The organism is Streptomyces sp. NPDC016851 (assembly GCF_055562795.1).
In genome coordinates this window covers 14,731-40,384 of the sequence record NZ_JBVHEP010000034.1, presented here as the reverse complement: position 1 = coordinate 40,384, position 25,654 = coordinate 14,731, and the positions used below count along the sequence as shown (strand labels likewise).

General features: G+C 71.3%; 23 protein-coding genes. 15 read left to right on the top strand and 8 right to left on the bottom strand.

What is annotated here, in order from left to right:
* Positions 1-7 precede the first annotated feature (7 nt).
* A complete protein-coding gene (locus ACZ3I3_RS37295) occupies positions 8-2,806 on the top strand; it encodes a penicillin acylase family protein (protein WP_467372218.1) in 2,799 nt (932 codons plus the stop codon).
* A gap of 19 nt (positions 2,807-2,825) precedes the next feature.
* On the opposite strand, the gene ACZ3I3_RS37290 is transcribed toward ACZ3I3_RS37295, so the two are convergent.
* Positions 2,826-4,142 carry a serine-threonine protein kinase gene (locus ACZ3I3_RS37290; protein WP_467372217.1) on the bottom strand — a complete coding sequence of 439 codons (1,317 nt, stop codon included), beginning with the start codon at positions 4,140-4,142 and terminating at the stop codon, positions 2,826-2,828.
* 107 nt (positions 4,143-4,249) lie between these two features.
* The gene (locus ACZ3I3_RS37285; RefSeq protein ID WP_467372216.1) at positions 4,250-5,485 is read right to left on the bottom strand and encodes an exo-beta-N-acetylmuramidase NamZ family protein; all 1,236 of its coding nucleotides are present in this window, start codon (positions 5,483-5,485) and stop codon (positions 4,250-4,252) included.
* Positions 5,486-5,706: 221 nt separating this feature from the next.
* Here ACZ3I3_RS37285 and ACZ3I3_RS37280 point away from each other — a divergent pair, with 221 nt between their 5' ends.
* From ACZ3I3_RS37280 to ACZ3I3_RS37270, 3 genes are read left to right on the top strand one after another with little or no spacing between them, the layout of a single operon-like run.
* Positions 5,707-6,480, top strand: coding sequence for an SDR family oxidoreductase (locus ACZ3I3_RS37280; protein WP_467372215.1), 774 nt, complete (start codon positions 5,707-5,709; stop codon positions 6,478-6,480).
* Positions 6,477-8,138, top strand: coding sequence for a class I adenylate-forming enzyme family protein (locus tag ACZ3I3_RS37275; RefSeq protein WP_467372214.1), 1,662 nt, complete (start codon positions 6,477-6,479; stop codon positions 8,136-8,138). Before ACZ3I3_RS37280 ends, ACZ3I3_RS37275 begins: the two co-directional genes overlap by 4 nt.
* Before the next feature lie 28 nt (positions 8,139-8,166).
* On the top strand, positions 8,167-8,760 hold the full coding sequence (locus tag ACZ3I3_RS37270) for a TetR/AcrR family transcriptional regulator (RefSeq protein WP_467372213.1): 594 nt from the start codon (positions 8,167-8,169) through the stop codon (positions 8,758-8,760).
* Between the two features lie 400 nt (positions 8,761-9,160).
* On the opposite strand, the gene ACZ3I3_RS37265 is transcribed toward ACZ3I3_RS37270, so the two are convergent.
* Positions 9,161-10,375: an acyl-CoA dehydrogenase gene (locus ACZ3I3_RS37265; RefSeq protein ID WP_467372212.1), complete on the bottom strand. Its 1,215-nt coding sequence runs from the start codon at positions 10,373-10,375 to the stop codon at positions 9,161-9,163.
* A 4-nt stretch (positions 10,376-10,379) separates the two neighbouring features.
* Complete coding sequence (locus ACZ3I3_RS37260; RefSeq protein WP_467372211.1) at positions 10,380-11,402, bottom strand: phosphotransferase family protein; 1,023 nt, start codon at positions 11,400-11,402, stop codon at positions 10,380-10,382.
* A 198-nt stretch (positions 11,403-11,600) separates the two neighbouring features.
* Here ACZ3I3_RS37260 and ACZ3I3_RS37255 point away from each other — a divergent pair, with 198 nt between their 5' ends.
* Positions 11,601-12,545 (top strand): NADP-dependent oxidoreductase, encoded by a 945-nt coding sequence (locus tag ACZ3I3_RS37255; protein ID WP_467372210.1) that lies wholly within the window; start codon positions 11,601-11,603, stop codon positions 12,543-12,545.
* A 58-nt stretch (positions 12,546-12,603) separates the two neighbouring features.
* On the opposite strand, the gene ACZ3I3_RS37250 is transcribed toward ACZ3I3_RS37255, so the two are convergent.
* From ACZ3I3_RS37250 to ACZ3I3_RS37235, 4 genes are all read right to left on the bottom strand, one after another.
* Positions 12,604-12,939 (bottom strand): DUF202 domain-containing protein, encoded by a 336-nt coding sequence (locus tag ACZ3I3_RS37250; RefSeq protein WP_467372209.1) that lies wholly within the window; start codon positions 12,937-12,939, stop codon positions 12,604-12,606.
* Positions 12,936-13,328 carry a YidH family protein gene (locus ACZ3I3_RS37245; RefSeq protein ID WP_467372208.1) on the bottom strand — a complete coding sequence of 131 codons (393 nt, stop codon included), beginning with the start codon at positions 13,326-13,328 and terminating at the stop codon, positions 12,936-12,938. Before ACZ3I3_RS37245 ends, ACZ3I3_RS37250 begins: the two co-directional genes overlap by 4 nt.
* A gap of 67 nt (positions 13,329-13,395) precedes the next feature.
* Positions 13,396-13,932 carry an NUDIX hydrolase gene (locus ACZ3I3_RS37240; RefSeq protein ID WP_467372207.1) on the bottom strand — a complete coding sequence of 179 codons (537 nt, stop codon included), beginning with the start codon at positions 13,930-13,932 and terminating at the stop codon, positions 13,396-13,398.
* 45 nt (positions 13,933-13,977) lie between these two features.
* On the bottom strand, positions 13,978-14,901 hold the full coding sequence (locus tag ACZ3I3_RS37235) for a DMT family transporter (protein ID WP_467372206.1): 924 nt from the start codon (positions 14,899-14,901) through the stop codon (positions 13,978-13,980).
* Between the two features lie 347 nt (positions 14,902-15,248).
* Between ACZ3I3_RS37235 and ACZ3I3_RS37230 the strand changes: the two genes are divergently transcribed.
* The 10 genes from ACZ3I3_RS37230 (at position 15,249) to ACZ3I3_RS37185 (ending at position 25,648) form a co-directional block, all read left to right on the top strand.
* Positions 15,249-16,199 (top strand): hypothetical protein, encoded by a 951-nt coding sequence (locus ACZ3I3_RS37230; RefSeq protein ID WP_467372205.1) that lies wholly within the window; start codon positions 15,249-15,251, stop codon positions 16,197-16,199.
* A gap of 36 nt (positions 16,200-16,235) precedes the next feature.
* On the top strand, positions 16,236-17,798 hold the full coding sequence (locus ACZ3I3_RS37225; RefSeq protein WP_467372204.1) for an APC family permease: 1,563 nt from the start codon (positions 16,236-16,238) through the stop codon (positions 17,796-17,798).
* A 112-nt stretch (positions 17,799-17,910) separates the two neighbouring features.
* Positions 17,911-18,636 carry a molybdopterin-dependent oxidoreductase gene (locus tag ACZ3I3_RS37220; RefSeq protein WP_467372203.1) on the top strand — a complete coding sequence of 242 codons (726 nt, stop codon included), beginning with the start codon at positions 17,911-17,913 and terminating at the stop codon, positions 18,634-18,636.
* Entirely contained in the window at positions 18,620-19,234 is a 615-nt protein-coding gene (locus ACZ3I3_RS37215; protein WP_467372202.1) for a cytochrome b/b6 domain-containing protein, read from the top strand. Before ACZ3I3_RS37220 ends, ACZ3I3_RS37215 begins: the two co-directional genes overlap by 17 nt.
* Positions 19,235-19,509: 275 nt before the next feature.
* On the top strand, positions 19,510-20,859 hold the full coding sequence (locus ACZ3I3_RS37210; RefSeq protein WP_467372201.1) for an ABC transporter substrate-binding protein: 1,350 nt from the start codon (positions 19,510-19,512) through the stop codon (positions 20,857-20,859).
* Positions 20,860-20,982: 123 nt separating this feature from the next.
* Positions 20,983-21,948 (top strand): carbohydrate ABC transporter permease, encoded by a 966-nt coding sequence (locus ACZ3I3_RS37205; RefSeq protein WP_467372200.1) that lies wholly within the window; start codon positions 20,983-20,985, stop codon positions 21,946-21,948.
* Positions 21,945-22,832 carry a carbohydrate ABC transporter permease gene (locus tag ACZ3I3_RS37200; protein ID WP_467372199.1) on the top strand — a complete coding sequence of 296 codons (888 nt, stop codon included), beginning with the start codon at positions 21,945-21,947 and terminating at the stop codon, positions 22,830-22,832. Before ACZ3I3_RS37205 ends, ACZ3I3_RS37200 begins: the two co-directional genes overlap by 4 nt.
* A 116-nt stretch (positions 22,833-22,948) precedes the next feature.
* A complete protein-coding gene (locus ACZ3I3_RS37195; protein WP_467372198.1) occupies positions 22,949-23,983 on the top strand; it encodes a zinc-dependent alcohol dehydrogenase in 1,035 nt (344 codons plus the stop codon).
* 121 nt (positions 23,984-24,104) lie between these two features.
* Positions 24,105-24,914: a DeoR/GlpR family DNA-binding transcription regulator gene (locus ACZ3I3_RS37190; protein ID WP_467372197.1), complete on the top strand. Its 810-nt coding sequence runs from the start codon at positions 24,105-24,107 to the stop codon at positions 24,912-24,914.
* Complete coding sequence (locus ACZ3I3_RS37185; protein WP_467372196.1) at positions 24,911-25,648, top strand: HAD family hydrolase; 738 nt, start codon at positions 24,911-24,913, stop codon at positions 25,646-25,648. Before ACZ3I3_RS37190 ends, ACZ3I3_RS37185 begins: the two co-directional genes overlap by 4 nt.
* Positions 25,649-25,654: the final 6 nt, after the last annotated feature.

The following is a 25,654-nucleotide window of genomic DNA, read 5'->3' as shown; positions in this document are numbered from 1 at the left end:
CCCCCACATGCCACGGCGTAACCCACGCACCGTTCTCGACAGAATGAGAACTCCCCGCGGAATCCCCGGGTTCCTGAAGACCGCATCGGTATGCGCGCTGATCGCGGGTCTTTTGTCGCCGCTGTCACAGGCGGCCGCCTCGGAGACGGGGACCGTGCAGGGCACGGCGGCGGCGAACGACCACTGCGGCAACCAGTGTTCGGACATCCTCCCGCCCGGCCAGAACGGCAACGCCACCCTGGCCCAGGTCCTCCTGAACCAGGCTTTCGGCACCCAGCCCGAGCACGCCGGGGACCAGCTCGGGCCCTATGCCAACCTCGCCAAGGGATACACCGGGCTCACCAACGACAAGATCAACAACTTTTTCAACGACGCGTCGTTCGGGGTTCCGGCGGACCAGGTCGCCTCCACCCTCAAACCCGCCGGACGCGACGACGTGACGATCGTCCGGGACAAGAAGACAGGTGTGCCGCACATCACCGGCACCACCCGGTACGGCACGGAGTTCGGGGCGGGCTACGCCGCCGCCCAGGACCGGCTGTGGCTGATGGACGTCTTCCGGCACGTCGGACGTGGTCAGGTGACCTCCTTCGCGGGCGGCGCGCCCTCCAACCAGGGCCTGGAACAACAGTTCTGGCGGCACGCGCCCTACACCGAGGCCGATCTCCAGGCGCAGATCGACAACGCCGTCGCCACCAACGGCGAGCGCGGCAAGCAGGCCCTCGCCGACGCCGACGCCTACCTCGACGGCATCAACGCCTACATCGACGCCTCCGACAGCGGCAGGTACTTCCCCGGTGAATACGTCCTCACCGGGCACAAGGACTCAGTCACCAACGCCGGGAAGATCGAGCACTTCAAGATCACCGACATGGTGGCGCTGGGATCCGTCATCGGCGCGCTGTTCGGCTCCGGCGGGGGCGGCGAGGTCAACAACGCGCTCTCCCTGCTCGCCGCCCAGGAGAAGTACGGCGTGGCGGAAGGCACCAAGGTCTGGGAGTCCTTCCGCGAGCGCAACGACCCGGAGGCCGTCCTCACCGTCCACGACGGCAGCTTCCCGTACGCGACCAGGCCGGACGACCCACAGGGCACGGCCGTGCCGGACGCCGGTTCGGTGAAGCCGGAGCCCCTCGTCCACGACCGCACCGGCAGCGCCGCCACGGCCAGTGCCACCGGCGCGTCCGGCGAGGCGGCCAAGTCGGCCCTGTCGTCCGCCAAGCGCGGCATGTCCAACGCCCTCGTGGTCAGCGGCGAGCACACCGCCAGCGGCCACCCGGTCGCCGTGTTCGGCCCGCAGACCGGCTACTTCGCGCCCCAGTTGCTGCTCCTCCAGGAGCTCCAGGGCCCGGGCATCAGCGCCCGCGGCGCCTCCTTCGCGGGCCTGAGCATGTACGTCGAACTCGGCCGCGGCCAGGACTACTCGTGGAGCGCGACGACCTCCGGCCAGGACATCATCGACACGTACGCCGTCGAACTCTGCAAGGACGACCACCACTACCTGTACCGCGGCACCTGCACGCCGATGGAGAAGATCGAGCAGAAGAACGCCTGGAAGCCGACGGTCGCCGACGGCACCGCGGCCGGCTCGTACACCATGCGCGTGTGGCGCACGAAGTACGGACCCGTCGAGTACCGCGCCACCGTCGGCGGCAAGAAGGTCGCCTACACCACCCTGCGCTCGTCCTTCATGCACGAGGCCGACTCCATCATCGGCTTCCAGATGCTGAACGACCCGGACTACGTGAAGGGTCCGGAGTCGTTCCAGAAGGCGGTGCAGCACATCAACTACACCTTCAACTGGTTCTACGCCGACTCCGAGCACACCGCGTACTACAACAGCGGCGACAACCCGGTGCGCGCGAACGGCGTCGACGCCGAGTTCCCGGTGTGGGCCCGGCCGGCGTACGAGTGGCGCGGCTGGGACCCGGCGACCAACACGGCCGACTACACCCCGCCCTCCGCCCACCCCCACTCCATCGACCAGGACTACTACATCTCCTGGAACAACAAGCAGGCCAAGGACTACACGACCGCGCCCTGGGGCAACGGCTCCGTCCACCGCGGCAACCTCCTCGAGGACCGGGTGAAGAAGCTGGTCCAGCAGGGCGGGGTGACCCGGGCCTCGCTCGTGAAGGCCATGGCCGACGCGGCCACGGCCGACCTGCGGGCGGAGGACGTGCTGCCCAAACTGCTGAAGGTCGTGAACAGTTCGCCGGTCACCGACCCCACCGCCGCGGCCGCCGTCGGCAAGCTCCAGGCGTGGGTCGCCGCGGGCGGCAAGCGCACGGAGACCTCGGCCGGTTCCAAGAAGTACGCCGACGCCGACGCGATCCGCATCCTGGACGCCTGGTGGCCGCTGCTGGTCAAGGCCGAGTTCGAACCGGGCCTCGGCAGCGAGCTCTACAAAGCCATGACGGCCAATCTGCCCGTCGACGAGTCCCCGTCGGCCGCGCACGGCCCGACCGGATCGCACGCCGGAAGCTCCTTCCAGTACGGCTGGTGGAGCTACGTCGACAAGGACATCCGGTCCGTGCTCGGCGAGCAGGTGCGCGGGCCGCTGGCCCGCGAGTACTGCGGCGGTGGAGACCTCGGCGCCTGCCGTGACACCCTCGTCAGCACCCTGAAGGAGGCGGCCGGCAAGACCGCGGCCCAGGTCTACCCCGGCGACGACCAGTGCTCGGCGGGCGACCAGTGGTGCGCCGACTCGGTCATCCACCGCACCCTCGGCGGCATCAAGCACGGCAAGATCAGCTGGCAGAACCGGCCGACCTACCAGCAGGTCGTGGAGTTCACCTCACACCGGTGACCCGGGGGCAGGCGGCGGGTCAGCGGACGCGGCCCGCCGCCAGCACCAGCCGGGCCAGTTCCTCGTGCAGGATGTCGCTGTGCGCGCCGGCGGGCGGGCCACCGCGTCTGACCACCGCAGCCGCGTCCACATTCACGCACCCCGAGCCGGACAGCTTCGCCCGCAGGGCCTCGGCGAGGGTGTACGCGCGCGTGCCCGGCACCGCCTGCACCCCGTCGTAGCCCATCGCACCCCACTTGGCGCCCAGGGCCCGCCCCAGGCCGAGGCCGGCGACCGACCGGCTGTCGCCCGCCATGCGGGAGGCCAGCGGATACACGGTGCCCAGGGCCGAGTCGTGCCGGGAGTGGCAGCACACCACAGGACCGTCGACGCGGTTCTGCTGTCCCTGGAGCACCCCTCCGGCGCGCGCGTCGTGCGGCAGCCGGGCGGCGAACGCGTAGTGCGAGAACGCGCCTTGGAGCAGCGTCACCGACTTCACCGTGCGCACGCCCTCGGGGAGGCCGCGCAGCGCGAACGACACCAGCCGCGCGCCGAAACTGTGCCCCACGAGGTGTACGCGCACCTCCGGCGCCGCCTTAGCGAGCTGTCCGACGACCCGGCCGAGCCCGCGCTCGCCGACGGTTCCCGCACGCCGTTTCATCGCGTAGTACGTCGCCTGCCGCAGCAGCTCGTGCGCCCCCTCCCAGGGATTGGGCAGGCCGAACCCCTGTCGCGCGCCGGACGCGTCGAGTTCCGCCAGCACCCGCGCGAACTCCTCGCAGGCCGCCGCCGAGGAGCCGGCCAGCATCTCCGGCTCGCTCTGCGGCACGCCCTCCGCCACCGTGTCCGCCGCGAACAGCGCCTGCGGCCCGGGCGCCACCACCTCCACGAGCAGCCGCACCAGCCGCCCGAACTCCTCCAGTTCGGCCTCCTCCGGCGGCTGCTGCTCCAGCAGCCGGGCGATCTGCTCGACCAGGATCGCCCGGCCCGGGAAGGACTCCAGCAGCGCGTGCCGCGTGTCCTTGTCGAGCACCGGGCGCCGGGGGAGCTCGGCCGCCACGGCCCGCGGGAAGTCCGGGATCGGTTCGTCGGAGAACCGCATCGCCGGCCACAGCACCCCGACGTACCCGATCCGGGCCGCCGGGGCCAGCCGCGGAATCGGCGCGAGGAAGCGGTCGTAGAGCCGGGTCGCGCCCGAGCGGTCGTTGTTCCAGCCGTGCGCGAAGACGACCAGGTCGCGCACCTTCCGTTCGGTCACCCCGGCGAGCAGCCGGTCGCGCTGACGGCCCGCCGGGTCCCCGTCCGCGTCGAAGGTCAGCTCCCAGTAGGGACTCACACTCATCGCCGGATCCGCCATGACAGGCCCCCTGTTCCCCCGGGTGACGCGCGCGTTGTGGCGCATCGTCCTGCCAACGGGGGAGCTTGGCCATACGTCACGGGCGCATTGGGAGCGCGCTGCCGCGCTCAGCGGTAGAGGAGGTACTTCCGCCGCGTCCTCCGGAACGCCGCCAGCTCCTCCTGCCACCCCGCCACGACCTCGTCGGTGTCCGCGCCCGCGTCGATCATCGTGCGCACGCGCGCGGAGCCGGTGAGTTTGTCGATCCAGTGGTCGGGGCGCCAGGCGAACCCGTCCCACACCTTCCGGGCGGTCACGAGCAGGGCGACGCCCGTCCGTACGGGATCGAAGGCGTCCCGGTCGTGCACATGGACCTGTACGCCGCCGATCGTCCTGCCCTGGAACTTCGAGAAGGTGGGCGCGAAGTACGCCTCCCGGAAGCGCACGCCGGGCAGGCCGAGTCCGTTCGCTGCGGCGGCCCAGCGGCGGTCGATGCCCTCGGCGCCGAGCAGCTCGAACGGCCGGGTCGTGCCGCGCCCCTCCGACAGGTTCGTGCCCTCGAACAGGCAGGTCCCCGAGTAGACCAGGGCCGTCTGAGGCGTCGGCATGTTCGGGCTCGGCGGCACCCAGGGCAGCCCCGAGGCGTCGTAGAAGTCCGAGCGCTTCCAGCCCGACATCGTGACGGTCTCCAGCGGTACGGGCTCGGTCAGGAACTCCCCGTTGAACAACCGCGCCAGTTCGGCGACGGTCATCCCGTGCGCCTGGGAGATGGGCTGCCGTCCGACGAACGTGGCGAACTCCTTGTGCAGGACGGGCCCGAGGGCCGCCCGGCCGGTCACCGGATTGGGCCGGTCCAGGACCACGAACCGCTTGCCGGCGAGCTGCGCGGCCTCCATGCAGTCGTACAGGGTCCAGATGTACGTGTAGAAGCGGGCGCCGGCGTCCTGGATGTCGAACACGACCGTGTCCACGCCGGACGCGGTGAAGATGTCGGCGAGCGGCCGTCCGCTCTTGAGGTACGTGTCGTAGACGGGCAGGCCGGTCGCCGGGTCGTCGTAGCGGCCCTCGGAGCCGCCGGCCTGGGCGGTGCCGCGGAAGCCGTGCTCAGGGCCGAAGACGGCCTTTAAATCCACTCGGGTGTCGGCGTGCATGACGTCGACGATGTGGCGGACCTCGCGGGTGATGCCGGTGGGGTTGGTGACGATGCCGGCCTTCTGGCCGTCGAGCAGGGCGTAGCCGTCGTGGGCGAGTCGTTCGAAGCCGGTGCGGAGTTGTCTGTGCGGCTGGGCTGCGGCGGTCCCGGGGGCGGCTGAAACGGCTGCCGCCGTGGCCGCCGTGATGACGGCTCGTCTGGAAGGGCGCATGAGGTGACCTCCTTGGGCGGGGACGGTCGGCATGGGCACGGTATGCGCTCCCGCGGGCTGTGGGGAGGCTGCGGGCCGCCTGTGGCTTGTCGCGCCCACGCGGCGGAGCCGCACATCGGTTCAGCCCCGCGCCCCTTCAGGGGCGCTGCCCGGCACCCTTCCCTGGTACATACCGACCGGTTAGTCTGGCGCTGTTGCTGAGCCGCGTTCTGAGGAGACCGATGGTGGGAGCCTTTCAAGGGGCCGGAGTCGTTGTCACGGGGGCCGGTGGCGGGATCGGGGCCGCACTCGCCCGGCGCTTCGCCGCCGAGGGGGCCCGGGTCGTCGTCAACGACCTGGACGCCGAGCGGGCCAAGCACGTTGCGGACGAGGTCGGGGGTGTCGCCGTGCCCGGTGACGCCTCGGCGATCGTCGGCGAGGCCCGGGACGCGCTCGACGGGACCGTCGACGTGTACTGCGCCAACGCCGGTGTCGCCTTCGACGGCGTCGATGCCGGTCAGGCACTGGACGAAAAGGCCTGGGCGACCTCCTGGGACGTGAACGTCATGGCGCACGTCCGGGCCGCTCACGAGCTGCTGCCCGCCTGGCTGGAGCGGGGCAGCGGCCGGTTCGTCTCCACCGTCTCCGCCGCCGGGCTGCTCACCATGATCGGCGCCGCCCCCTACGCCGTCACCAAGCACGGCGCGCTCGCCTTCGCCGAGTGGCTGTCGCTGACGTACCGGCACCGGGGCGTGAAGGTCCACGCCATCTGCCCGCAGGGCGTGCGCACCGACATGCTGGCCGCCACCGGCAGCGCGGGCGACCTGGTGCTCCAGCCGACCGCGATCGAGCCGGAGGCCGTGGCGGACGCCCTGCTGAAGGGCATCGAGGAGGACCGCTTCCTGATCCTTCCGCACCCCGAGGTCGCCGCGTACTCCCAGGCCCGGACCGGTGACCCCGACCGCTGGCTGACCGGCATGAACCGCATCCAGCAGCAGTGGGAGGAGAACCGGTGACCGAGTCCCGTTACGCGGCCAAACCCTGGCTGGACCTGCTGAACGACGCCCAGAAGGGCGTGATAAGCCCCGCCGGCTCCCTCGTGCACGCCCTGCGCCGGGCCGTGGCCGAGACGCCGGACAGCGACTTCCTGGCCTACTTCGACGGCCGCCTGACCTACCGGGACGTCGACGAGCTCAGCGACTCCGTCGCCGGGCATCTCGCGGCGCGCGGCCTGGAGCGCGGCGACCGGGTCGCGGTACTGCTCCAGAACTCCCCGCATTTCGTGCTCGCCGTGCTGGGCGCCTGGAAGGCGGGCGCGGTCGTCGTACCCGTCAACCCGATGTACAAGTCGGGCGAGGTGTCCCACGTCCTGCGCGACGGCGAGGTCGCCGCGCTGATCTGCTCGGACCGGGCGTGGGAGTCGTATCTGCGCGAGACCGCGGCGGACTCGCCCGTGCGGATCGTGCTCACCGGCTGCGAGCTGGACTTCCAGACACGGGACGACGCGCGCGTGCTGACCTTCGAGCGGCCGCAGGCCCCGGACACCGACGACCTGGCGACCGTGGCGCGGGCCGGGCACAAGGCGCCAGGGGACCGGGACCCCGACCCTTCCGGCATCGCGCTGATCAGCTACACGTCCGGTACCAGCGGCACCCCCAAGGGCGCCACCAACACGCACGGCAACATCATGTACAACGCCGAGCGGCAGCGGACCGGCCTGGGGCTGCCCGAGCGGCCCGTCTACTTCGCGCTGGCGCCGCTGTTCCACATCACCGGCATGGTCTGCCAGCTCGGTGCCTGCCTGAGCAGCGCGGGCACGCTCGTGCTGGCCTACCGCTTCGAGGCGGGAGTGGTCCTCGACGCGTTCGCCGAGCACCGCCCGCACTACACCGTCGGCCCGTCCACGGCGTTCATGGCGCTGGCCGCGCACCCGTCCGTCACCCGCGACCACTTCTCCTCCTTCCGGGTGATCTCCTCCGGCGGCGCCCCGCTGCCGCCCGCGCTGGTGGAGAAGTTCCGGGCGGGCTTCGGGCCGTACATTCGCAACGGCTACGGACTGACCGAGTGCACCGCGCCCTGCGCCTCCGTGCCGCCCGGTCTGGAGGCGCCCGTCGACCCGGTCTCCGGGACCCTCGCGGTCGGCCTGCCCGGCCCCGACACGGTCGTACGGATCGTCGACGAGGCCGGCGCGGAAGTCCCCTTCGGCGAGCAGGGCGAGATCGTCGTCCGCGGCCCGCAGGTCGTGCCCGGCTACTGGCGGCGCCCCGACGCCACCGCCGAGACGTTCCCCGGCGGCGAACTGCGCACCGGTGACATCGGCTTCATGGACGAGCAGGGCTGGCTGTACGTCGTCGACCGCAAGAAGGACATGATCAACGCGTCCGGCTTCAAGGTGTGGCCGCGCGAGGTCGAGGACGTGCTCTACACGCACCCGGCGGTGCGCGAGGCCGCCGTCGTGGGCGTGCCGGACGGGTATCGCGGGGAGACCGTCAAGGCGTACATCAGCCTGCGTCCGGACGCCGACACGGACCCGGATGCACTCGCCGTCTACTGCAAGGAGAGACTGGCCGCTTACAAATACCCGCGCCAGGTGGAGATCCTGCCGGACTTGCCGAAGACGGCCAGTGGGAAGATCCTCCGTCGGGAGCTTCGTTCCCGGACGCAAGGCAACTGACAGCAGGACGGAAAGGCAGGTGGCGGCAGTGCCCAGGACGACGGACTCGGACGGCACCCCCGTACCTCAGCGGCTCCTGGCCGCCGCCACCCGGCTCTTCGCGGAGCAGGGCTACGACCGCACCTCGGTGCAGGAGATCGTCGAGGCGGCCGGGGTCACCAAGGGAGCGCTGTACCACTACTTCGGCTCCAAGGACGACCTTCTGCACGAGGTGTACGCGCGCGTGCTGCGCATCCAGCAGGAGAGACTGGACGCCGTCGCGGGCGCCGACGAGCCGGTCGAGAAGCGGCTGCGGGCCGCGGCCGCGGACGTCGTGGTGACGACGATCGAAAACCTCGACGACGCGATGATCTTCTGGCGGTCCATGCACCATCTGAGCCCCGAGAAGAACAAGCAGGTCCGCGCCGAGCGCCGCCGCTACCACGAGCGCTTCCGGGCGCTGGTGGAGGAGGGCCAGGAGGCGGGCGTCTTCTCCAAGGCGACGCCGGCGGACCTGGTCGTCGACTACCACTTCGGCTCGGTCCACCACCTGTCGACGTGGTACAGCCCCGAGGGCCCGATGAGCCCCCAGCAGGTAGCCGACCACCTGGCGGACCTGCTCCTACGAGCCCTGCGCCCGTAACCCGCTCACCAGGGGGCTCCGCCCCCTGGACCCCCGGCCTGTGCCCACCCACCACCCGTATCTGTCGGCCAGGAGGCCGGGCCCCCAGCCCGTCCGGCGAATCGGCCGGCCAAGATGCCGGGCTAGAAACGCCGGGCTGAGTCCCCCAGCCCGTCCGGCGTTTGAGGACGAGGCCGTTCAGGCCGAAGCGGGGTCCGGGGCGGCAGCTCCGGTGGGGGTGCTGGGGGCGCAGCCCCCGCGGGTGTCCGGGCTTGGGGCGGCAGCTCCGGTGGGGGTGCAGGGGGCGAAGCCCCCGCGGGGGCCTGGGGGCGCAGCCCCCAGCGGGGTCGAAGGGGCGGAGCCCCTGGGGATGGGACGGGTAGGGGCGGCGGGGGCGAAGAAACCCCCGCCGCCCGCCGCGTCACACGTACCGCTTCAACTCCCGCCGCGCCAGCGACCGCTGATGCACCTCGTCCGGCCCGTCCGCGATCATCAGCGTCCGCGCCCCCGCGTACAGCTCCGCCAACGGGAAGTCCTGGCTCACACCCCCCGCTCCGTGCAACTGGATCGCCCGGTCGAGAATGTCCACCACCGCCCGAGGCGTAGCGATCTTGATCGACTGGATCTCGGTGTGCGCCCCCTTGTTCCCCACCGTGTCCATCAGCCACGCGGTCTTCAGCACCAGCAGCCGCAACTGCTCCACGGTCACCCGCGCGTCCGCGATCCAGTTGTGCACCACACCCTGCTGGGCCAGCGCCTTCCCGAAGGCCGTCCGGGACACCGCCCGCCGGCACATCAGCTCGATCGCCCGCTCCGCCATCCCGATCAGCCGCATGCAGTGGTGGATCCGGCCGGGACCGAGCCGGGCCTGGGCGATGGCGAAGCCGCCGCCCTCCTCGCCGATGAGGTTCGACGCCGGCACGCGCGCGTGGTCGAAGATCACCTCGGCATGGCCGCCGTGGGAGTGGTCCTCGTAGCCGAAGACCTGCATCGCGCGCGAGACCGTCACGCCCGGCGTGTCACGGGGAACCAGGATCATCGACTGCTGACGGCGGATGTCCGAACCCTCCGGGTCCGTCTTGCCCATCACGATGAAGATCTTGCAGTCGGGGTGCATCGCCCCGGAGATGTACCACTTGCGGCCGGTGACGACGTACTCGTCGCCGTCCCGCTCGATGTGCGTGGTGATGTTGGTGGCGTCCGAGGAGGCCACCTCCGGCTCGGTCATCGCGAACGCCGACCGGATCTCGCCCGCAAGCAGCGGCTCCAGCCACTGCTTGCGCTGCTGCTCGTCCCCGAACTGGGTGAGCACCTCCATGTTGCCCGTGTCGGGTGCCGCGCAGTTGGTCACCGTCGGGGCGATGTGCGGGGAGCGCCCCATGATCTCGGCGAGCGGCGCGTACTGGAGATTGGTGAGCCCGGCGCCGTACTCGGAGTCCGGCAGGAAGAGGTTCCACAGGCCCTGCCTGCGCGCCTCGGCCTTCAGCTCCTCGACCACCGCCGGGGTCTCCCACGGCGAGGCGAGCTGCGCCCGCTGCTCCTCCGCGACGGCCTCGGCCGGATAGACGTACTCGTCCATGAAGGCCAGCAGCTTGCCGCGCAGCTCCTCGGTGCGCGCGTCGAACGCGAAGTCCATGTCGTCAGCCTTCCTGAAGGGTGGTGAGACCGTGCTCGATGAAGACGGGGACCAGGTCGCCGATGCGGTCGAAGCCGCGTCCGACCGTCTGGCCCAGGGTGTAGCGGTAGTGGATGCCCTCCAGGATCACGGCGAGCTTGAACCAGGCGAACGCCGTGTACCAGGAGACCGCGGAGACGTCGCGCCCCGAGCGCGTGGCGTAGCGCTCGATCAGCTCGGCCGGGTCCGGGTGCCCGGCCGCCTCCGCCGTCGTGGAGACGGGGGAGTCAGGAGCGTCGAGGGGCAGGCTGTACATCGCCAGCAGGCCCAGGTCGGTGAGCGGGTCGCCCAGGGTGGACATCTCCCAGTCGAGGATCGCCTTGATGCGGTCGTCGTCGCCGATCAGGACGTTGTCCAGCCGGTAGTCGCCGTGCACCACGGTCGGGGCGGGGGAGGAGGGCAGCCGCCGGCCGAGGGTCGCGTGCAGTTCGTCGATCCCGGCCAGCTCGCGGTTGCGGGAGGCGTCCAGCTGCTTGCCCCACCGCCGCAGCTGCCGGTCCAGGAAGCCCTCGGGCCGGCCGAAGTCGGCGAGGCCCACCTCGCCCGGGTCCACCGCGTGCAGTTCCACCAGCGCGTCCACCAGGTTCAGCACCGCGCCCCGGGTGCGCTCCGGACCGAGCGGGGCGAGCTGCTCGGCCGTGCGGTACGGGGTGCCCTCGACGAACTCCATGACGTAGAACGGCGAGCCGAGCACCTCCTCGTCCTCGCACAGCAGCACCGGGCGCGGAACCGGCACGGCGGTCGGGTGCAGCGCGCTGATCACCCGGTGCTCGCGCTTCATGTCGTGCGCGGTGGCCAGGACATGGCCGAGCGGGGGCCGTCGTACGACCCACCGGGAGGTGCCGTCGGAGACGGCGTAGGTGAGGTTCGACCGTCCGCCCTCGATCAGCCGGCCGGACAGTGCGCCGCTCACCAGGCCGGGCCGCTCGCGGTCGAGCAGGCCGCGCAGCCGGTCCAGGTCGAGTCCGGGCGGGTGGTCGGGGCTCATGCGTCGCTCCTACGGGCAGGTGAACAGTTCCCGACTCATGATGCCGACCGGTCGGTATGTCGTCCAGAGTGGGGCCGAAACGTGATCGGAGCCACGATAGGCCGACGACTCCCTCCATGGGGCGCCGGGAAGGTTTAGGCCGCTTCGTTCAGGCCATCCGGCTTGCGTGCCGCGCGGCGAGCTTGGAGGGTCGGATCCATGAAGGCGATCAGCTACTCACGGTACGGCGGACCCGAGGTGCTGGCGTTCGGGGAGGTCCGCGATCCCAAGGTCGGCCCCGACTCGGTGCTCGTGAAGGTGCGGGCGGCGTCCGTGAACCCCGTCGACTGGAAGGCACGCGAGGGTTACCTCGACGGGCTCTTCGAGGCCGCGTTCCCGGTGGTGCCCGGCTGGGACGTCTCGGGAGTCGTCGTACGGCCCGGGGTGGCGGTCTCGGAGTTCGACGTCGGGGACGAGGTCATCGGGTACGTGCGCGAGGACTTCCTCTCCCGCGGCACCTTCGCCGAGTACGTGGCCGCGCCCCTGCGCACCCTCGCGCGCAAGCCGCGCAACCTCTCCTTCGAAGAGGCGGCCGGGCTGCCGCTGGTCGGGCTCACGGCCTACCAGGTGCTGCTCAAGGTGCTCCAGGTGAAGCGGGGCGAGACGGTGCTGGTGCACGCCGCGGCCGGCGGGGTCGGCTCGATCGCCGTGCAGCTCGCCGCCCACCTCGGCGCCCGGGTCATCGGCACGGCGAGCGAGTCCAACCACGACTTCGTGCGCGGCCTCGGCGGGGAGCCGGTGACGTACGGCGAGGGCCTGGGGGAGCGCGTGCGCGGCCTGGCGCCCGAGGGGGTGGACGCGGTGTTCGACACGGTCGGCGCGGACGCGCTGAAGGTCTCGGCGAACCTGCTGGCCCCCGAGGGCCGCCTGGTGTCGATCGCCGACAACGAGGTCGTGAACTACGGCGGCCGCTACTACTTCGTCCGCCCCGACGCCGAGGACCTCCGGCGGCTGTCCGAACTGGCGGAACAGGGCGTGGTGAGCGTGCACGTCTCCGAGACGTTCCCGCTGGAACGCGCGGCGGACGCGCACCGGCTCAACGAGGAGGGCCGGACCCGCGGCAAGATCGTCGTGACGGTGGGCTGGGAGCCGGAGGAGCCGTAGCGACGAGCCCCGGCCTAGAGGACGAGCCCCGGCCTAGACAGAGGACGAGAGCCCCGCCCTAGAGAACGAGCCCCGCCCCGCACACCGCCATCGCGAGCGTGCACAGCACCGCAGCCGTGGCGTGGCGCGGGGCGAAGGCCTCCGGGCTGGCCGTGGCCGCGAGCGTGCGGATGCGGCGGTGGGCGATGGTCAGGAAGCCCAGCCACAGGACACAGCACAGGGCGCAGGCGACGATCCTGGGCCCAGACGGCCCGCCCTGCAGCGCGGTCTTCACGGCGAGCACGGCGGCGGCCGTGCCCGACAGCGTCGTACGCCGCCACGCGAGCCGGGTCCGCTCGGGTTGCAGCCCGGGGTCGCGGTCGGGGTCCTGCCGCCGGGCCGCCGGCGCGTTCACCCCTCCCACCCCACCAGCACCACGACGACCATGGCGAGGGCCACGATCGCCACGACGAGGCTCAGCACCGCCGGGAACCGGGACACCGGCAGGTCCTCGCCCCGGCGCATGGCCCGCTCACAGCGGATCCAGTGGTTGACCGCGCGCAGCGCGCACAGCACGCCCGCGCCGAGCAGCGCGAGCGCCAGTCCCACACGCCAGCCCCAGCGCAGGTCCGGCAGGAACTGGTCCACGGCGAAGCCGCCGCCGATCAGCGCCATGGCGGTGCGCAGCCAGGCCAGGAAGGTGCGTTCGTTCGCCAGCGAGAACCGGTAGTCCGGCGTCTCGCCGTCCCGCCGCACCTCCGCCGGCGCGAACCACAAACGGACGTTCCGTACGAACTCGATCACGTGCGCGACCCTACCGGGGGCGTCGTCACCCGGTGCTGCCGGTGCAGCCCCCGCCTCGCGGAGGCCCTCAGCCCGCCGACCGAAACGCCACGAGCCGCTCGTACGCCGCCAGCCCGTCCGGCACCCACTCCCACTCGCCCAGCCGCCGCCGCACCTCCTCCTCGGGCAGGAAGTCGTGCCAGGCCACCTCCTCGGCCTGCGGCTGGACCGGAAGGTCGCAGCGGACCTCGTACACCGCCGACCACCAGGTCTGCCCGGCGCCGTTGTCGTAGAGGAACTTGAAGAGGTACCGGGGGTCCGGCAGACCCGTGACGCCCAGTTCCTCCTCGGCCTCGCGCAGGGCCGCCGTGTCGTAGGCCTCGCCCGCGCCGACCACGCCGCCGACGAACATGTCGTAGAGGGAGGGGAAGACCAGTTTGGTCGGCGTCCGCCGGTGCACGAAGATCCGGCCCTCGGCGTCCCGGGCCTGGATGAACACACAGCGGTGCCGCAGTCCCCGGGCGTATGCCTCGCCCCGGGGCGACTGCCCGATGACCCGGTCGTTCTCGTCGACGATGTCGAGGATCTCGCCGGCCGGGCCCAAGCCCTCGTCCGCAGCGCTCATGCCCTCATCCAAGCAGGACGCGAGATCCAAGCAGGGCGCGAGGCCTCACTGCGCCTGCGGCTGCGGCTGAAGCCGCCCGGCCCGGGCCCGCTCCGGCGCCCCCGTCGGCATGGCCGGATGCAGACCCAGCAGCATGATGCCGGCCACCACGGCCAGCAGACCGCCCGCCTCCCAGCTCAGGGCGACGGCGTCGGTCCGCAGCCGGTCGCCCAGGAAACCGACACCGCAGATGATCCCGGCGATCGGCTGGGCCGCGGTCAGGGCCGGCAGCGACTTGCGCAGGGACGCGGTCTCGAAGGCGCTCTGCACAAGGACCAGCCCCGTGACGCCCAGCGCGAGGACGGCGTACGGCTGCCAGCCGGTCAGCAGCTCGGCGAAGCCACCCTCGGAGAACTTCTCCCCGCTCACCCGCGTGAGCGCGTCCTGCACGCCGTAGAGGAGCCCGGCGCCCAGGGCCAGCAGCACCGGCCCGGAGCTCAGCCGGGAGCGCTTCGCGTGTGCGGTGAGCAGCAGGGCGAGTCCGATCATGGCCCCGATGATCAGCCACTGCCGGGTGGGATCGGCCGTCGCGGCGCCGCCGTGTGGCTCGCCCGCCACGATGAACGTGCTCACCCCGCCCGCCAGCAGCAGCAGGCCCGCCCAGCCCTGGCGGCCGAGCGGCTGCCGGGTCTGCCGGCGGGACAGCGCGAGGGCGAACAGCAGGTTCGTCGCCAGCAGCGGCTCCACGAGCGACAGCTCGCCCTGCCCCAGCGCGGCGGCGCCCAGCGCCATGCCGACCACCATCAGCGCGATGCCGCCGAGCCAGCGCGGCACCTTCACCAGGTCGATCAGCAGCCGGAAGGACAGGAAGTCGTTGAGCGGGGCGCGCTGGGCCGCGTTCTGCTGAAGGACGAAACCGAAGCCCAGACAGCAGGCGGCGCTCACGGCGAGCACCAGGACAAGAACCGACACGCGGTGTACCTCGATCATCAGGTCGGGTCACGATGGCGTAGGGGCCGACTGTACCGGCCGGCTCCGCCCGGCGCGCCCGTACGTCCTGCCATGGTGCGCGGTGGTGACCGCCCAGCACTATGACGCACACCACAAAGGGCGAAACGGATAAATCGGATGCCTGCCTCGTCTGCCTCTGCAGCCTCGCTGATCACAAAATCCTCACAAGTGGCAGGCGTTGACGCGTGTAACGACCTTGCGGCCCTTGACGTCAACCGTTGGCTGGGGGTTGGCTGTCCGTGATCAGCTCATGGCGAAGCGCACACACGCGCTCCATCGACCGCCGTGTGCCGAAACACAAGAAGAGCGCGTGAGGAAGTTCCGCGGTGCCCCCACCCCCGCCTCCCCTCGGCCGTGGCCGCAGACGTGCGTCGCAGGCCTTCGACGAGGCCCTCGACGACGCCGACCTCGTGACCGCGCGCTCCGCGCTGGCGCAGGGCCGCTGGCAGAACGCCCGCTCCCTGCTGGTGCACACCGGAGACGACTGGGACCGGCGCGGCCACCGCGTCACCGTCCTCGCCCGGGAGTCCTACTGCGCCGCGTGGGCTCGCGAGTGGCTGCTCGCCGAACCCGAGTCCGCCGACGCCTCCGTCCTGCTCGCCCTCGCCCAGGTCCGGCGCGCCCTGCACGGCAAGGGCAAGCCGGTCCGCGCCCGCGAGGCCTGCGCGACCGCCGCCGCCCGCGTCCCCGCCGACCCCACCCCCTGGCTCGGGCTGCTCCTGCTGGAGTGCGCGGTCGGCACCGACCAGGACGTGGTCCGGACCTTCGAGCAGGTCCGCGCCCGGTACGCCGACCACCACCACGCCCACCACCTGATGGTCGCCCGGCTCGCCGGACGCCGCGCGGAGGCCGGCGACGACCCGCTGCACGAGGTCTACGACTTCGCCAACTGGGCCGCCGAACAGGCACCCGCCGACTCCCCGCTCGCGATCCTGCCGGTCATCGCGCACGCCGAGCGCTACCGCGTCCTCGCCGCCGCCGGGCATCAGCCCGCCGACCCGGCCGCCTCGGGCCACTGGACCGGCCGCCGCGCCCGGCAGGTCATGAAGGCCGCCTTCGACTGGTGGCTGGAGTGGGAGCTGGAGGGGCATCCGCGCCGGCTGATCGACCTGAACTTCCTCGCCCACGCCAAGTACTGCGAGGGCCGCGGCGCCGAGGCCGCCGCCCTGTTCCACCGGATCGGCCGGTACGCCACCCCGGCGCCCTGGTCGTACCCGGACCGCGACCCGCACACCGCCTTCGCCGCCGCCCGCGCCGGCGCGCTCGGCACGGCCTGACACCCCCGGAAATCCAGAAGTGAGGACGCTCTCCCGATGACCACGGACAGTAGTTCGAGCACGAATACGAGTACGGATGCGGGTACGAGCACATCCGCAGCCGGCGGCATCAGTACGTTCAAGGGGCAGGAGCGCGCCCTGCGCGCCGACCGGCTCGGCACCGGGGGACTGCTGCTCTCCGTCCTCGCCGCGACCGCCCCGCTCATGGTGGTCGCGGGTGTCATGCCCACTACATTCGCGGTGATGGGCATCGTCGGCCAGCCGCTGCTCTTCGTCGTCCTCGGCGTCGTCCTGATCCTGTTCAGCATCGGGTACGCCGAGATGAGCCGCCACGTCCACAACGCGGGCGCCTTCTACGCGTACATCTCCCGCGGCCTCGGCGGCACCGCCGGCGCGGGCGCCGCCCTGGTCGCCCTCGTCGCCTACAACGCGCTCCAGATCGGCATCTACGGCATCTTCGGCTTCGAGGTCTCCGGGCTCCTCGCCACCTACGCCGACGTGGAGATCGCCTGGTGGATACCGGCCCTGGTGGCCGCGCTCGCCGTCGGCCTGCTGGGCTGGCTGAAGATCGACGTCAACGCGCGCGTGCTCGGCGTGCTGCTCGTCATCGAGGTGCTCCTCGTCGTGATCTTCGACGTCGCCGCCCTCGCCGACCCCGGCAAGGAAGGCCTCTCGCTGCACGCCTTCAACCCCGACACCCTCACCGGCGCGGGCGTCGGCACCGCGCTGTGCTTCTGCATCGCCGCGTTCCTCGGCTTCGAGCAGGCGCCCGTGTACGCCGAGGAGACCAGCCGCCCACACGTCCTGGTGCCGCGCGTGATGTTCCTCGCCGTCGGCGGGGTCGCCGTCTTCTTCGCGCTGAGCAGCTGGGCCCTCACCGTCGCCACCGGCCCCGCCGCGATCGTCGGCACCGCCCAGAAGCAGAGCGCCGGACTGCTGTTCTTCCTCACCGAGTCCCGCCTCGGCGGCACCTTCACCGACGTCCTGCACGTCCTGTTCGTCACCGGCATGTTCGCCGCCCTGCTCAGCTTCCACAACGTCGTCGCCCGGTACGCCTTCGCCATGGGCCGCGAGGGCCTGCTGCCCGCGGCCTTCGGCCGCACCAGCGGCACCAGCGGCGCCCCCGGCACCGGCTCGCTGCTCCAGACCGTCGTGGCGGTCGTCGTCGTGATCGCCTTCGCGATCGCCGACGACAAGCCGGCCGGCGACCCGACCGCGCCCGTCCTGCAGCTGTTCACCTGGTTCGGCAACATCGGCGCCCTCGGCGTGATCGTGCTGATGGCGGCGGCCTCCCTGTCCGTCGTCGTCTTCTTCGTCCGCCGGGGTGCCGCGGGCGCCCAGGCCTGGCGGCTGGTCACCTCCGCGCTGGCGGGCCTCGCCCTGCTGGTGATCGCCGGCTACACGGTGAAGGACTTCGAGGTCCTCGTCGGCGCAGGCCCGGACTCCTCGCTGAGCTGGGTGCTGCCCGGCATCATCGGCCTCGCCCTGGCCGCCGGCCTGGTCCTGGGCCTGGTGCTGCGCGCCCGCGCCCCCGAGAAGCACGCCCGGATCGGGCTCGGCAACGAGGCGTTCCAGCTGGACAAGGCGGCATCGTCCTGACGCCGGCCGCGTAAGAAGTGGTTACGGAACTCTGACGAGCACCCGCGATCCCTGTCCTCAAAGGGACCGCGGGTGTTCGAATGAGAACGTGAACGAGGACGTACATGAGGGCGTGAATGACGAGCACCCCCCGCAGCGGGGCACCCCGGTCGGCCGCCGCGTCTTCCTCGGCACCCTCGGCCTGGGCGCCCTCGGCGTGGTCGCCGCGCCCCGGCTGCAACGCGGCCTGGAGGACTTCCTCGGCGGCGCCGCCGACAAGGACCCCACCGGCCTGACCGGACTGCTCCCCAACGGCGGCGGCTTCCGCTACTACTCGGTCGCCTCGTCCGTTCCCCGCAAGAACGCCGACAACTACCGCCTCAAGATCGACGGCTTGGTCGACCGCCCCACCACCTACACCCTGGCCGACCTCAGGGCCCTGCCGCAGACCCGCCTGGTCCGCGACGTCCAGTGCGTCACCGGCTGGCGCGTCCCCGACACCCCCTTCGAGGGTGTACGCCTGTCCCGCCTTCTCGACGCCGCCAAGGTCCGCCCCACCGCGAAGGCCATCCGCTTCACCTGCTTCGACGGCACCTACACCGAGAGCCTCACCCTCGACCAGGCCCGCCGCGCGGACGTCCTGGTCGCCCTGCGCATGCAGGACAAGGACCTCGGCCACTCCCACGGCGGCCCGGTCCGCCTCTACGTGGCGCCCATGTACTTCTACAAGTCCGCCAAGTGGCTCTCCGGCATCACCGTCACCGACGAGGTCCGGCCGGGCTACTGGGAGGAGCGCGGCTACGACGTCGACGCCTGGGTGGGGCGCTCGAACGGACGTGACGATGAGCCTACGAGCTGACGCCCCGGCTGGTCTCAGGCGCTTCAGCCGGGCCGAGCGCTGGGTGCACCGCACGACGGCCGCGCTCATGGGCGTCTGCGTCCTGACGGCGGCCTGCCTCTACGTCCCCCAGCTCGCCGAGCTCGTCGGCCGCCGCGAGCTGGTCGTCCGCGTCCACGAGTGGGCCGGCCTCGCCCTGCCCGTCCCGGTCCTGGCGGGCCTCGCCTCCCGCGCCTTCCGCGCCGACCTGGGCCGGCTCAACCGCTTCGGCTCGCACGACCGGACCTGGCTGCGCGCCGCCCTGCACCGCGACAAGCGCCCCGCGTCCCGTCCGGCCGGCAAGTTCAACGCGGGCCAGAAGCTCTACGCGTCCTGGATCGCCGGCGCCACCCTCGTCATGCTCGGCACCGGCCTGATGATGTGGTTCACCCACCTCACCCCCCTGCTCTGGCGCACCAGCGCGACGTTCGTCCACGACTGGCTGGCCCTCACGATCGGCATCGTCCTGGCCGGCCACATCGGCATGGCCCTGGCCGACCCTGAATCCCGCAGAGGCATGCGCACGGGCTCGGTGAGCAGAGAGTGGGCGGACCGAGAGCACTCTCTGTGGCGCCCCTAGCGGGGATGAACGTACCGGGGGCCGGGCGCCCCAGCGAGACAGCCAGACGATAGATCCACATAAGTTTTCTCGCAATATGTGTTAACACGGGCGCTGTCTTCTGATAATAATTCCGGCATCGATGCCGCGCCCCACACCCCAGGGACGCCTCCATCGCCCTCCCCGGCCGGGCCTCATCCCTCGATGAGCCGCTGTTCCCCACGCCTGGCGCCCGGCGCTGCCCGGGGAGTCCCCTGCGCCGTTTCCCGCCCCACCCGCACGAGAGGTCCCCCGACATGCGATCGACCAGACATGCCCTCATCGCCGGCGCCGCCGCGACCGCCCTCCTCGCCACCGGCTGTTCCGGAGCCGGAGCCGGCGGATCCTCGAGCGGCGGCAAGAGCATCAACGTGCTGATGGTCGGCAATCCGCAGATGGAGGACATCGCGAAGCTGACGAAGGACACCTTCACGAAGGACACCGGCATCAAGGTGAACTTCACGGTGCTGCCCGAGAACGAGCTGCGCGACAAGGTCACCCAGGACATCGCCACCCAGGCCGGCCAGTACGACGTCGCCACCATCGGCGCCTACGAGGTGCCCATCTGGGAGAAGAACGGCTGGCTGCACGAGCTCGGCCCCTACGCCGACAAGGACAAGAGCTTCGACAAGGCCGACCTGCTCAAGCCCATGGTCCAGTCCCTGTCCGGCTCCGACGGCAAGCTCTACGCCCTGCCCTTCTACGGCGAGTCGTCCTTCCTCATGTACCGCAAGGACGTCTTCGCCGAGAAGGGCCTGACGATGCCCGAGCACCCGACCTGGCAGCAGGTGGCCGACCTCGCGGCCAAGGCCGACGGCGCCAAGCCGGGGATGAAGGGCATCTGCCTGCGCGGTCTGCCCGGCTGGGGCGAGCTCGGCGCGCCGCTGACCAGCATGGTCAACACGTTCGGCGGCACCTGGTTCACCAAGGACTGGAAGCCTCAGGTCAACACCGGCGGCTTCGAGGAGGCCACGAAGTTCTACGTCGACCTGGTGCGCAAGCACGGTGAGGCGGGCGCACCGCAGGCCGGGTTCACCGAGTGCCTCAACGGGATGAGCCAGGGCAAGGTCGCGATGTGGTACGACGCCACCAGCGCGGCCGGTTCCCTGGAGGACCCGAGCAGCAGCAAGGCCGCGGGCAAGATCGGCTACGCGTACGCGCCCACGGTCAAGACCAAGAGCAGCGGTTGGCTGTGGGCCTGGGCGTGGGCGATGCCGAAGACCACCAAGAAGGCCGACGCCGCCTCGAAGTTCATGCTGTGGGCGTCCAGCAAGAAGTACGAGAAGCTCGTCGGCGAGAAGCTGGGCTGGGCACGGGTGCCCGCCGGCAAGCGGGCCAGCACGTACGAGATCCCCCAGTACAAGAAGGCCGCCGCCTCCTTCGGTGACATCACACTGAAGTCCATCCAGCAGGCCGACCCGGCCGACCCCGGCACCCAGCCACGGCCCACCGTGGGCATCCAGTACGTCGCCATCCCCGAGTTCCAGGACCTCGGCACCAAGGTGACGCAGGAGATCTCCGCCTCCATCGCCGGCAAGACCAGCGTGGACAAGGCCCTCGACGACGGTCAGAAGCTCGCCGAGACCGTCGCCGAGAACCACCGCTGATCCACGCCGCCCCGGTCGGCCGCACAGCCGGCCGGGGCGCCGTCCCCGCACGCCCGTCCCCGACCTCCCTCAGTGCCTCACCGGCCTGGGAGGCACCGCCACCGGCGGAGGAAAGCCACGCCCATGACCACGCTCGCCCACCCCCCGAAGAAGACCCTGCGGCCACCCGCCCACCGCGGCCCCAAGTCCCCGGCCGGCCGCAAGTGGCGCCGACGCTTCCCGCTGTTGCCGGCGCTGATCTTCACGATCGTCGTCACGCAGCTGCCGTTCGTCGCCACCCTTGTCATCTCGACGTTCCAGTGGAACATCCTGCGGCCGGACGACCGTCACTTCACCGGCCTGTCCAACTACACGTTCGTCTTCACCGACGAGCGGCTGCGTTCCGCGGTGGGCAACACCGTGGTGCTCACCGCGTCCGTCGTCATCCTCAGCGTGCTGCTCGGACTCGGCCTGGCCCTGCTGCTCGACCGCCGCTTCCTCGGCCGCGGTCTGGCGCGCACCCTGCTCATCGCCCCGTTCCTGGTGATGCCCGTCGCGGCCGCGCTGCTGTGGAAGCACGCCCTCTACAACCCCGACTACGGGCTCCTCAACGGCACCCTCAACGCCGTCTACCGCCTGTTCGGCGCGGACAACGGCCCCACCGTCGACTGGATCTCCACCTTCCCCATGCCGGCCCTGGTGATCGCGCTGGTGTGGCAGTGGACGCCGTTCATGATGCTCATCCTGCTGGCCGGCCTGCAGGCCCAGCCCGGTGACGTCCTGGAAGCCGCCCGGGTCGACGGGGCCTCGGCGCTGCAGACCTTCCGCCACATCACGCTTCCCCACCTGCGGCAGTACATCGAGCTGGGCATCGTGCTCGGCGCCATCTTCGTGGTGCAGACCTTCGACGCGGTCTTCACCATCACCCAGGGCGGCCCCGGCTCCCAGACCACCAACCTGCCCTACGAGATCTACCTGACCATGTTCCGCAAGTTCGAGTACGGCCAGGCCGCGGCCGCCGGCGTCGTCGTGGTGATCGGCTCGATCGTCATCGCAACGTTCGCCCTGCGGGTCGTCGCCTCCCTGTTCCGTGAGGAGGCGTCCCGATGAGCGCCCACGCAGCGACCCCCGCGACCTTCGTGCAGCGGTTCCGCCGTCGTAGGCAGGACCCCGACCCCGGACAGACCCCGCGCCTGTCGCCGCTGTGGACCTTCCTCGCCTGGGTGGCCACCCTGGCCTTCTTCGCGCCGGTGGCCTGGATGGTGCTCACCGCCTTCCACCAGGAGGCCGACGCGGCGACCAACCCACCCAGCCTGCTGGCGCCGCTCACCACGGACCAGTTCTCGCTCCTGCTGGAGCGGGACATCACCCCGTACCTGCTCAACTCGGCCATGGCCAGTGTCTTCTCCACCCTGCTGGTCCTCGCCCTGGCGGTGCCGGCGGCCTACGCGCTGTCCATCAAGCCGGTCGAGAAGTGGACCGACGTGATGTTCTTCTTCCTGTCCACGAAGTTCCTGCCGCTCATCGCGGCGCTGCTGCCGATCTACATGATCGTCAAGGACATCGGCATGCTCGACAACATCTGGACGCTGGTCCTCCTCTACACCGCGATGAACCTGCCGATCGCCGTGTGGATGATGCGCTCGTTCCTCGCCGAGGTGCCGAAGGAGATCCTTGAGGCCGCCGAGGTCGACGGCGCCGGACTGCCCACCGTGCTGCTGCGCGTCGTGGCGCCGGTCGCCATGCCGGGACTCGCCGCCACCTCGCTGATCTGCTTCATCTTCAGCTGGAACGAGTTCATGTTCGCGGTCAACCTCACCGCCACCCAGGCGTCCACCGCACCGGTGTTCCTCGTCGGCTTCATCACCAACGAAGGTCTGTTCCTGGCCCGGCTGTGCGCGGCGGCCACGCTGGTCTCCCTCCCCGTCCTCATCGCCGGCTTCGCCGCCCAGGACAAGCTCGTGCGCGGCCTGTCGCTGGGAGCGGTCAAATGAGGGCCGCCGCCACCCACGTGGTCCTGCCCGACGCCGTACCCGCCCCCGCCGTCCAGGGCGACCCAGGACGTGGCCGCCACCGCCTGAACGCCCCGAGCCGAACGGAACCCTCCACCATGACCGAGCAGATCCGCCGCGTCCTCGTCCGCTCCCTCGACGACATCACCATCGAGCACGTGCCCGCACCCGCCCCAGGGGACGACGAACTGCTGGTGCGCACCACGGTCGTCGGCGTGTGCGGCTCCGACACCCACGCCGCGGCCGGCCACCACCCCTTCATCGACCTGCCCTACCGCCCCGGCCACGAGGCGGTAGGCGTCGTGGCCGCCGCCGGGCGCGGAGCCGAGGACTTCACCCCGGGCGACCGGGTGATCGTCGAACCCAACCTGTACTGCGGCCGCTGCGCCCAGTGCCGCTCCGGCCGCTACAACATCTGCCAGGAACTCAAGGTCTTCGGCTGCCAGACCCCCGGCGCCATGGCCGACGTGTTCACCATCCCCGCCGACCGTGTCCACCGCGTCCCCGACGGCATGACCGACCTCCAGGCAGCCCTCGTCGAACCGCTGGCCACCCCCGTCCACGCCGTGGCCAAGGCCGGCGACCTCACCGGCCGCACCGTCGCCATCCTCGGCGCCGGCCCCATCGGACTGTTCACCCTCATCGCCGCCCGGCACGCGGGCGCCGCCCGGATCGTCGTCACCGACCTGCTGGAAGGCAAGCGGAAACGGGCCCTGCGCCTCGGCGCCGACGCCGCCCTGCCCGCCGACGCCCCCGGCCTGGTCGACCGGGCCCAAGAGGCACTCGACGGCCCGGCCGACGTCGTCTTCGACTGCGTGGCCCGCGCACAGTCCATGGCACAGGCCACCGACCTGGTCGCCAAGGGCGGTCACATCGTCGTGGTGGGGGTGGGCGCCGCCGGCGCCACCCCGATCCGCCTGGACCTGATCCAGGACCGGGAGATCCGCATCGAGGGCACCTTGATGTACACCGCCGACGACTACCGCACCGCCATGTCCCTCATCGCGTCGGGCTCCGTCCGGACCGCCGAGATCGTCACCGCCACCTACCCCCTGGACGACGCCGCCAAGGCGTTCACCGCCTCCGTCGACCCGGAGCAGGTCAAGGTGCTGGTCACGGTGGAAAGTCCGTAGCCACCCGTGTCGTACCTGGTACTCGCCGCCGCGCGGGCGGCCCGGGGGCCGGACAGCCCCCGGCCCCCGCTGACCCGTGTGCGAAACTGCGAGACCGGAGCCACCCGGAAGGAGGGGCGCAGTGACCGCCCGTACGCGACTGTCGCAGGCCGCCGTCGAGGAGCGTCGGCAGGCCGTCCTGCGCTACGTCGCCGACCACGGCGAGACCCGCATCGACGACCTCGCCCGGCACTTCGACGTCAGCCTGATGACGATGCACCGGGACCTGGACGACCTCGCCGGGCGCCACCTGCTGAGCAAGGAGCGCGGACGGGCCGTCGCCTTCCCCGCCCTCACCATGGAGACCGCCACCCGCTTCCGGGAGAACAGCGCCCTGGAGGCCAAGAACGCGCTGTGCGCGGCCGTCGCCGACCGGATCAGGCCGGGCAGCACACTGCTCATGGACGACTCGACGACCCTGTTCCCCCTCGTCCCCAGGCTGGCCGAGCTGGATCAGCTGCACGTCGTCACCAACTCGGTCGGCCTCGCCCAGCGCCTCGGGTCCGCGCCGACCGTGCATGTCACCCTGCTGGGCGGCCACTACCGCGGCGACTTCAACTCGTGCACCGGTCCCGTCGTCACCCGCGCCCTGTCCCAACTCCACGCCGACCTCGCCCTGATGTCCGCCACCGCCGTCCTGGAAGGCCGCCTCTTCCACCCCCTGAACGACTACGTCGAGGTCAAGCTGGCCATGCTCGCCGCCGCCGAGCAGGCGCTGCTCCTGGTGGACCACTCGAAATTCGGCAAGACCGCCACCTACGCCTACGGCACCGCGGCCGACTACCACACCGTCATCACCGACACCGGCACCCCCGAACCAGAACTCGCGGCCATCCGAGACCTCAACGTCCCCGTCGAGACCATCGCCCCCGAAGAGCAGCCCGCCCCGTGATACAGACCCTGTTCGAAACCCCCAGCGCCTACCGCCTCACGGACGCCGAGATGGCCGCACCCGTGCCACCGGTCGAAGCCGTACTGTTCGACTTCAGCAACACCATCTTCCAGATGATCGATCTGGAGACCTGGCTGCGCCGGGTCGGCGCAGCTTCCGGCCGCCTTCCCCGGCTCGACGAGCCGGGTGTGCTGGCCGAGACCTCCCGGCAGCTGCGCACCGCCTTCCGGCTGCCCGCTGTCGTCGCCCTGCAGGAGGGCCGGGACCTCTCCTCAGAACGGCACCGCCGTGCCATGCAGGGATGGTGGGAAAAAGTGGACTTCCTGCGCGGCGTGGAGGACACGGCCTACCGGGAACTCATCGCGGCGGATGCCTGGATCCCCTACCCCGACAGCGAAGCGGTGCTGCGCGCCCTGCGCGACCGCGGACTGGGCATCGGCATCGTCAGCGACTTCGCCTGGGACCTGCGCGCCCACCTCACGCACCACGGCCTGGACACGTTGATCGACACCTGCGTCATCTCCTACGAACACGCCCGCGAAAAGCCCGACCCGCACCTGTTCCTCAAGGCCTGCGCCGACCTCGGCACCGACCCCCGCGCCACGCTCATGGTCGGCGACAACCCCGTCCGCGACGGCGGCGCGACCGCCTGTGGTCTGCGCACCTACATCCTGCCCGCCGAACACCGCACGGGTGACCGCGGCCTGACAGACGTGCTCCGCCTCGTGGCCTGACGACAG

Bases quoted from the DNA above. Each gene is read 5' to 3' on its own strand.
- ACZ3I3_RS37205 (WP_467372200.1), top strand. From the start codon at position 20,983: ATGACCACGCTCGCCCACCCCCCGAAGAAGACCCTGCGGCCACCCGCC.
- ACZ3I3_RS37200 (WP_467372199.1), top strand. From the start codon at position 21,945: ATGAGCGCCCACGCAGCGACCCCCGCGACCTTCGTGCAGCGGTTCCGC.
- ACZ3I3_RS37240 (WP_467372207.1), bottom strand. From the start codon at position 13,932: ATGAGCGCTGCGGACGAGGGCTTGGGCCCGGCCGGCGAGATCCTCGAC.
- ACZ3I3_RS37295 (WP_467372218.1), top strand. From the start codon at position 8: ATGCCACGGCGTAACCCACGCACCGTTCTCGACAGAATGAGAACTCCC.
- ACZ3I3_RS37255 (WP_467372210.1), top strand. From the start codon at position 11,601: ATGAAGGCGATCAGCTACTCACGGTACGGCGGACCCGAGGTGCTGGCG.
- ACZ3I3_RS37215 (WP_467372202.1), top strand. From the start codon at position 18,620: ATGAGCCTACGAGCTGACGCCCCGGCTGGTCTCAGGCGCTTCAGCCGG.
- ACZ3I3_RS37260 (WP_467372211.1), bottom strand. From the start codon at position 11,402: ATGAGCCCCGACCACCCGCCCGGACTCGACCTGGACCGGCTGCGCGGC.
- ACZ3I3_RS37210 (WP_467372201.1), top strand. From the start codon at position 19,510: ATGCGATCGACCAGACATGCCCTCATCGCCGGCGCCGCCGCGACCGCC.
- ACZ3I3_RS37290 (WP_467372217.1), bottom strand. From the start codon at position 4,142: ATGGCGGATCCGGCGATGAGTGTGAGTCCCTACTGGGAGCTGACCTTC.
- ACZ3I3_RS37265 (WP_467372212.1), bottom strand. From the start codon at position 10,375: ATGGACTTCGCGTTCGACGCGCGCACCGAGGAGCTGCGCGGCAAGCTG.
- ACZ3I3_RS37235 (WP_467372206.1), bottom strand. From the start codon at position 14,901: ATGATCGAGGTACACCGCGTGTCGGTTCTTGTCCTGGTGCTCGCCGTG.
- ACZ3I3_RS37195 (WP_467372198.1), top strand. From the start codon at position 22,949: ATGACCGAGCAGATCCGCCGCGTCCTCGTCCGCTCCCTCGACGACATC.
- ACZ3I3_RS37280 (WP_467372215.1), top strand. From the start codon at position 5,707: ATGGTGGGAGCCTTTCAAGGGGCCGGAGTCGTTGTCACGGGGGCCGGT.
- ACZ3I3_RS37285 (WP_467372216.1), bottom strand. From the start codon at position 5,485: ATGCGCCCTTCCAGACGAGCCGTCATCACGGCGGCCACGGCGGCAGCC.
- ACZ3I3_RS37225 (WP_467372204.1), top strand. From the start codon at position 16,236: ATGACCACGGACAGTAGTTCGAGCACGAATACGAGTACGGATGCGGGT.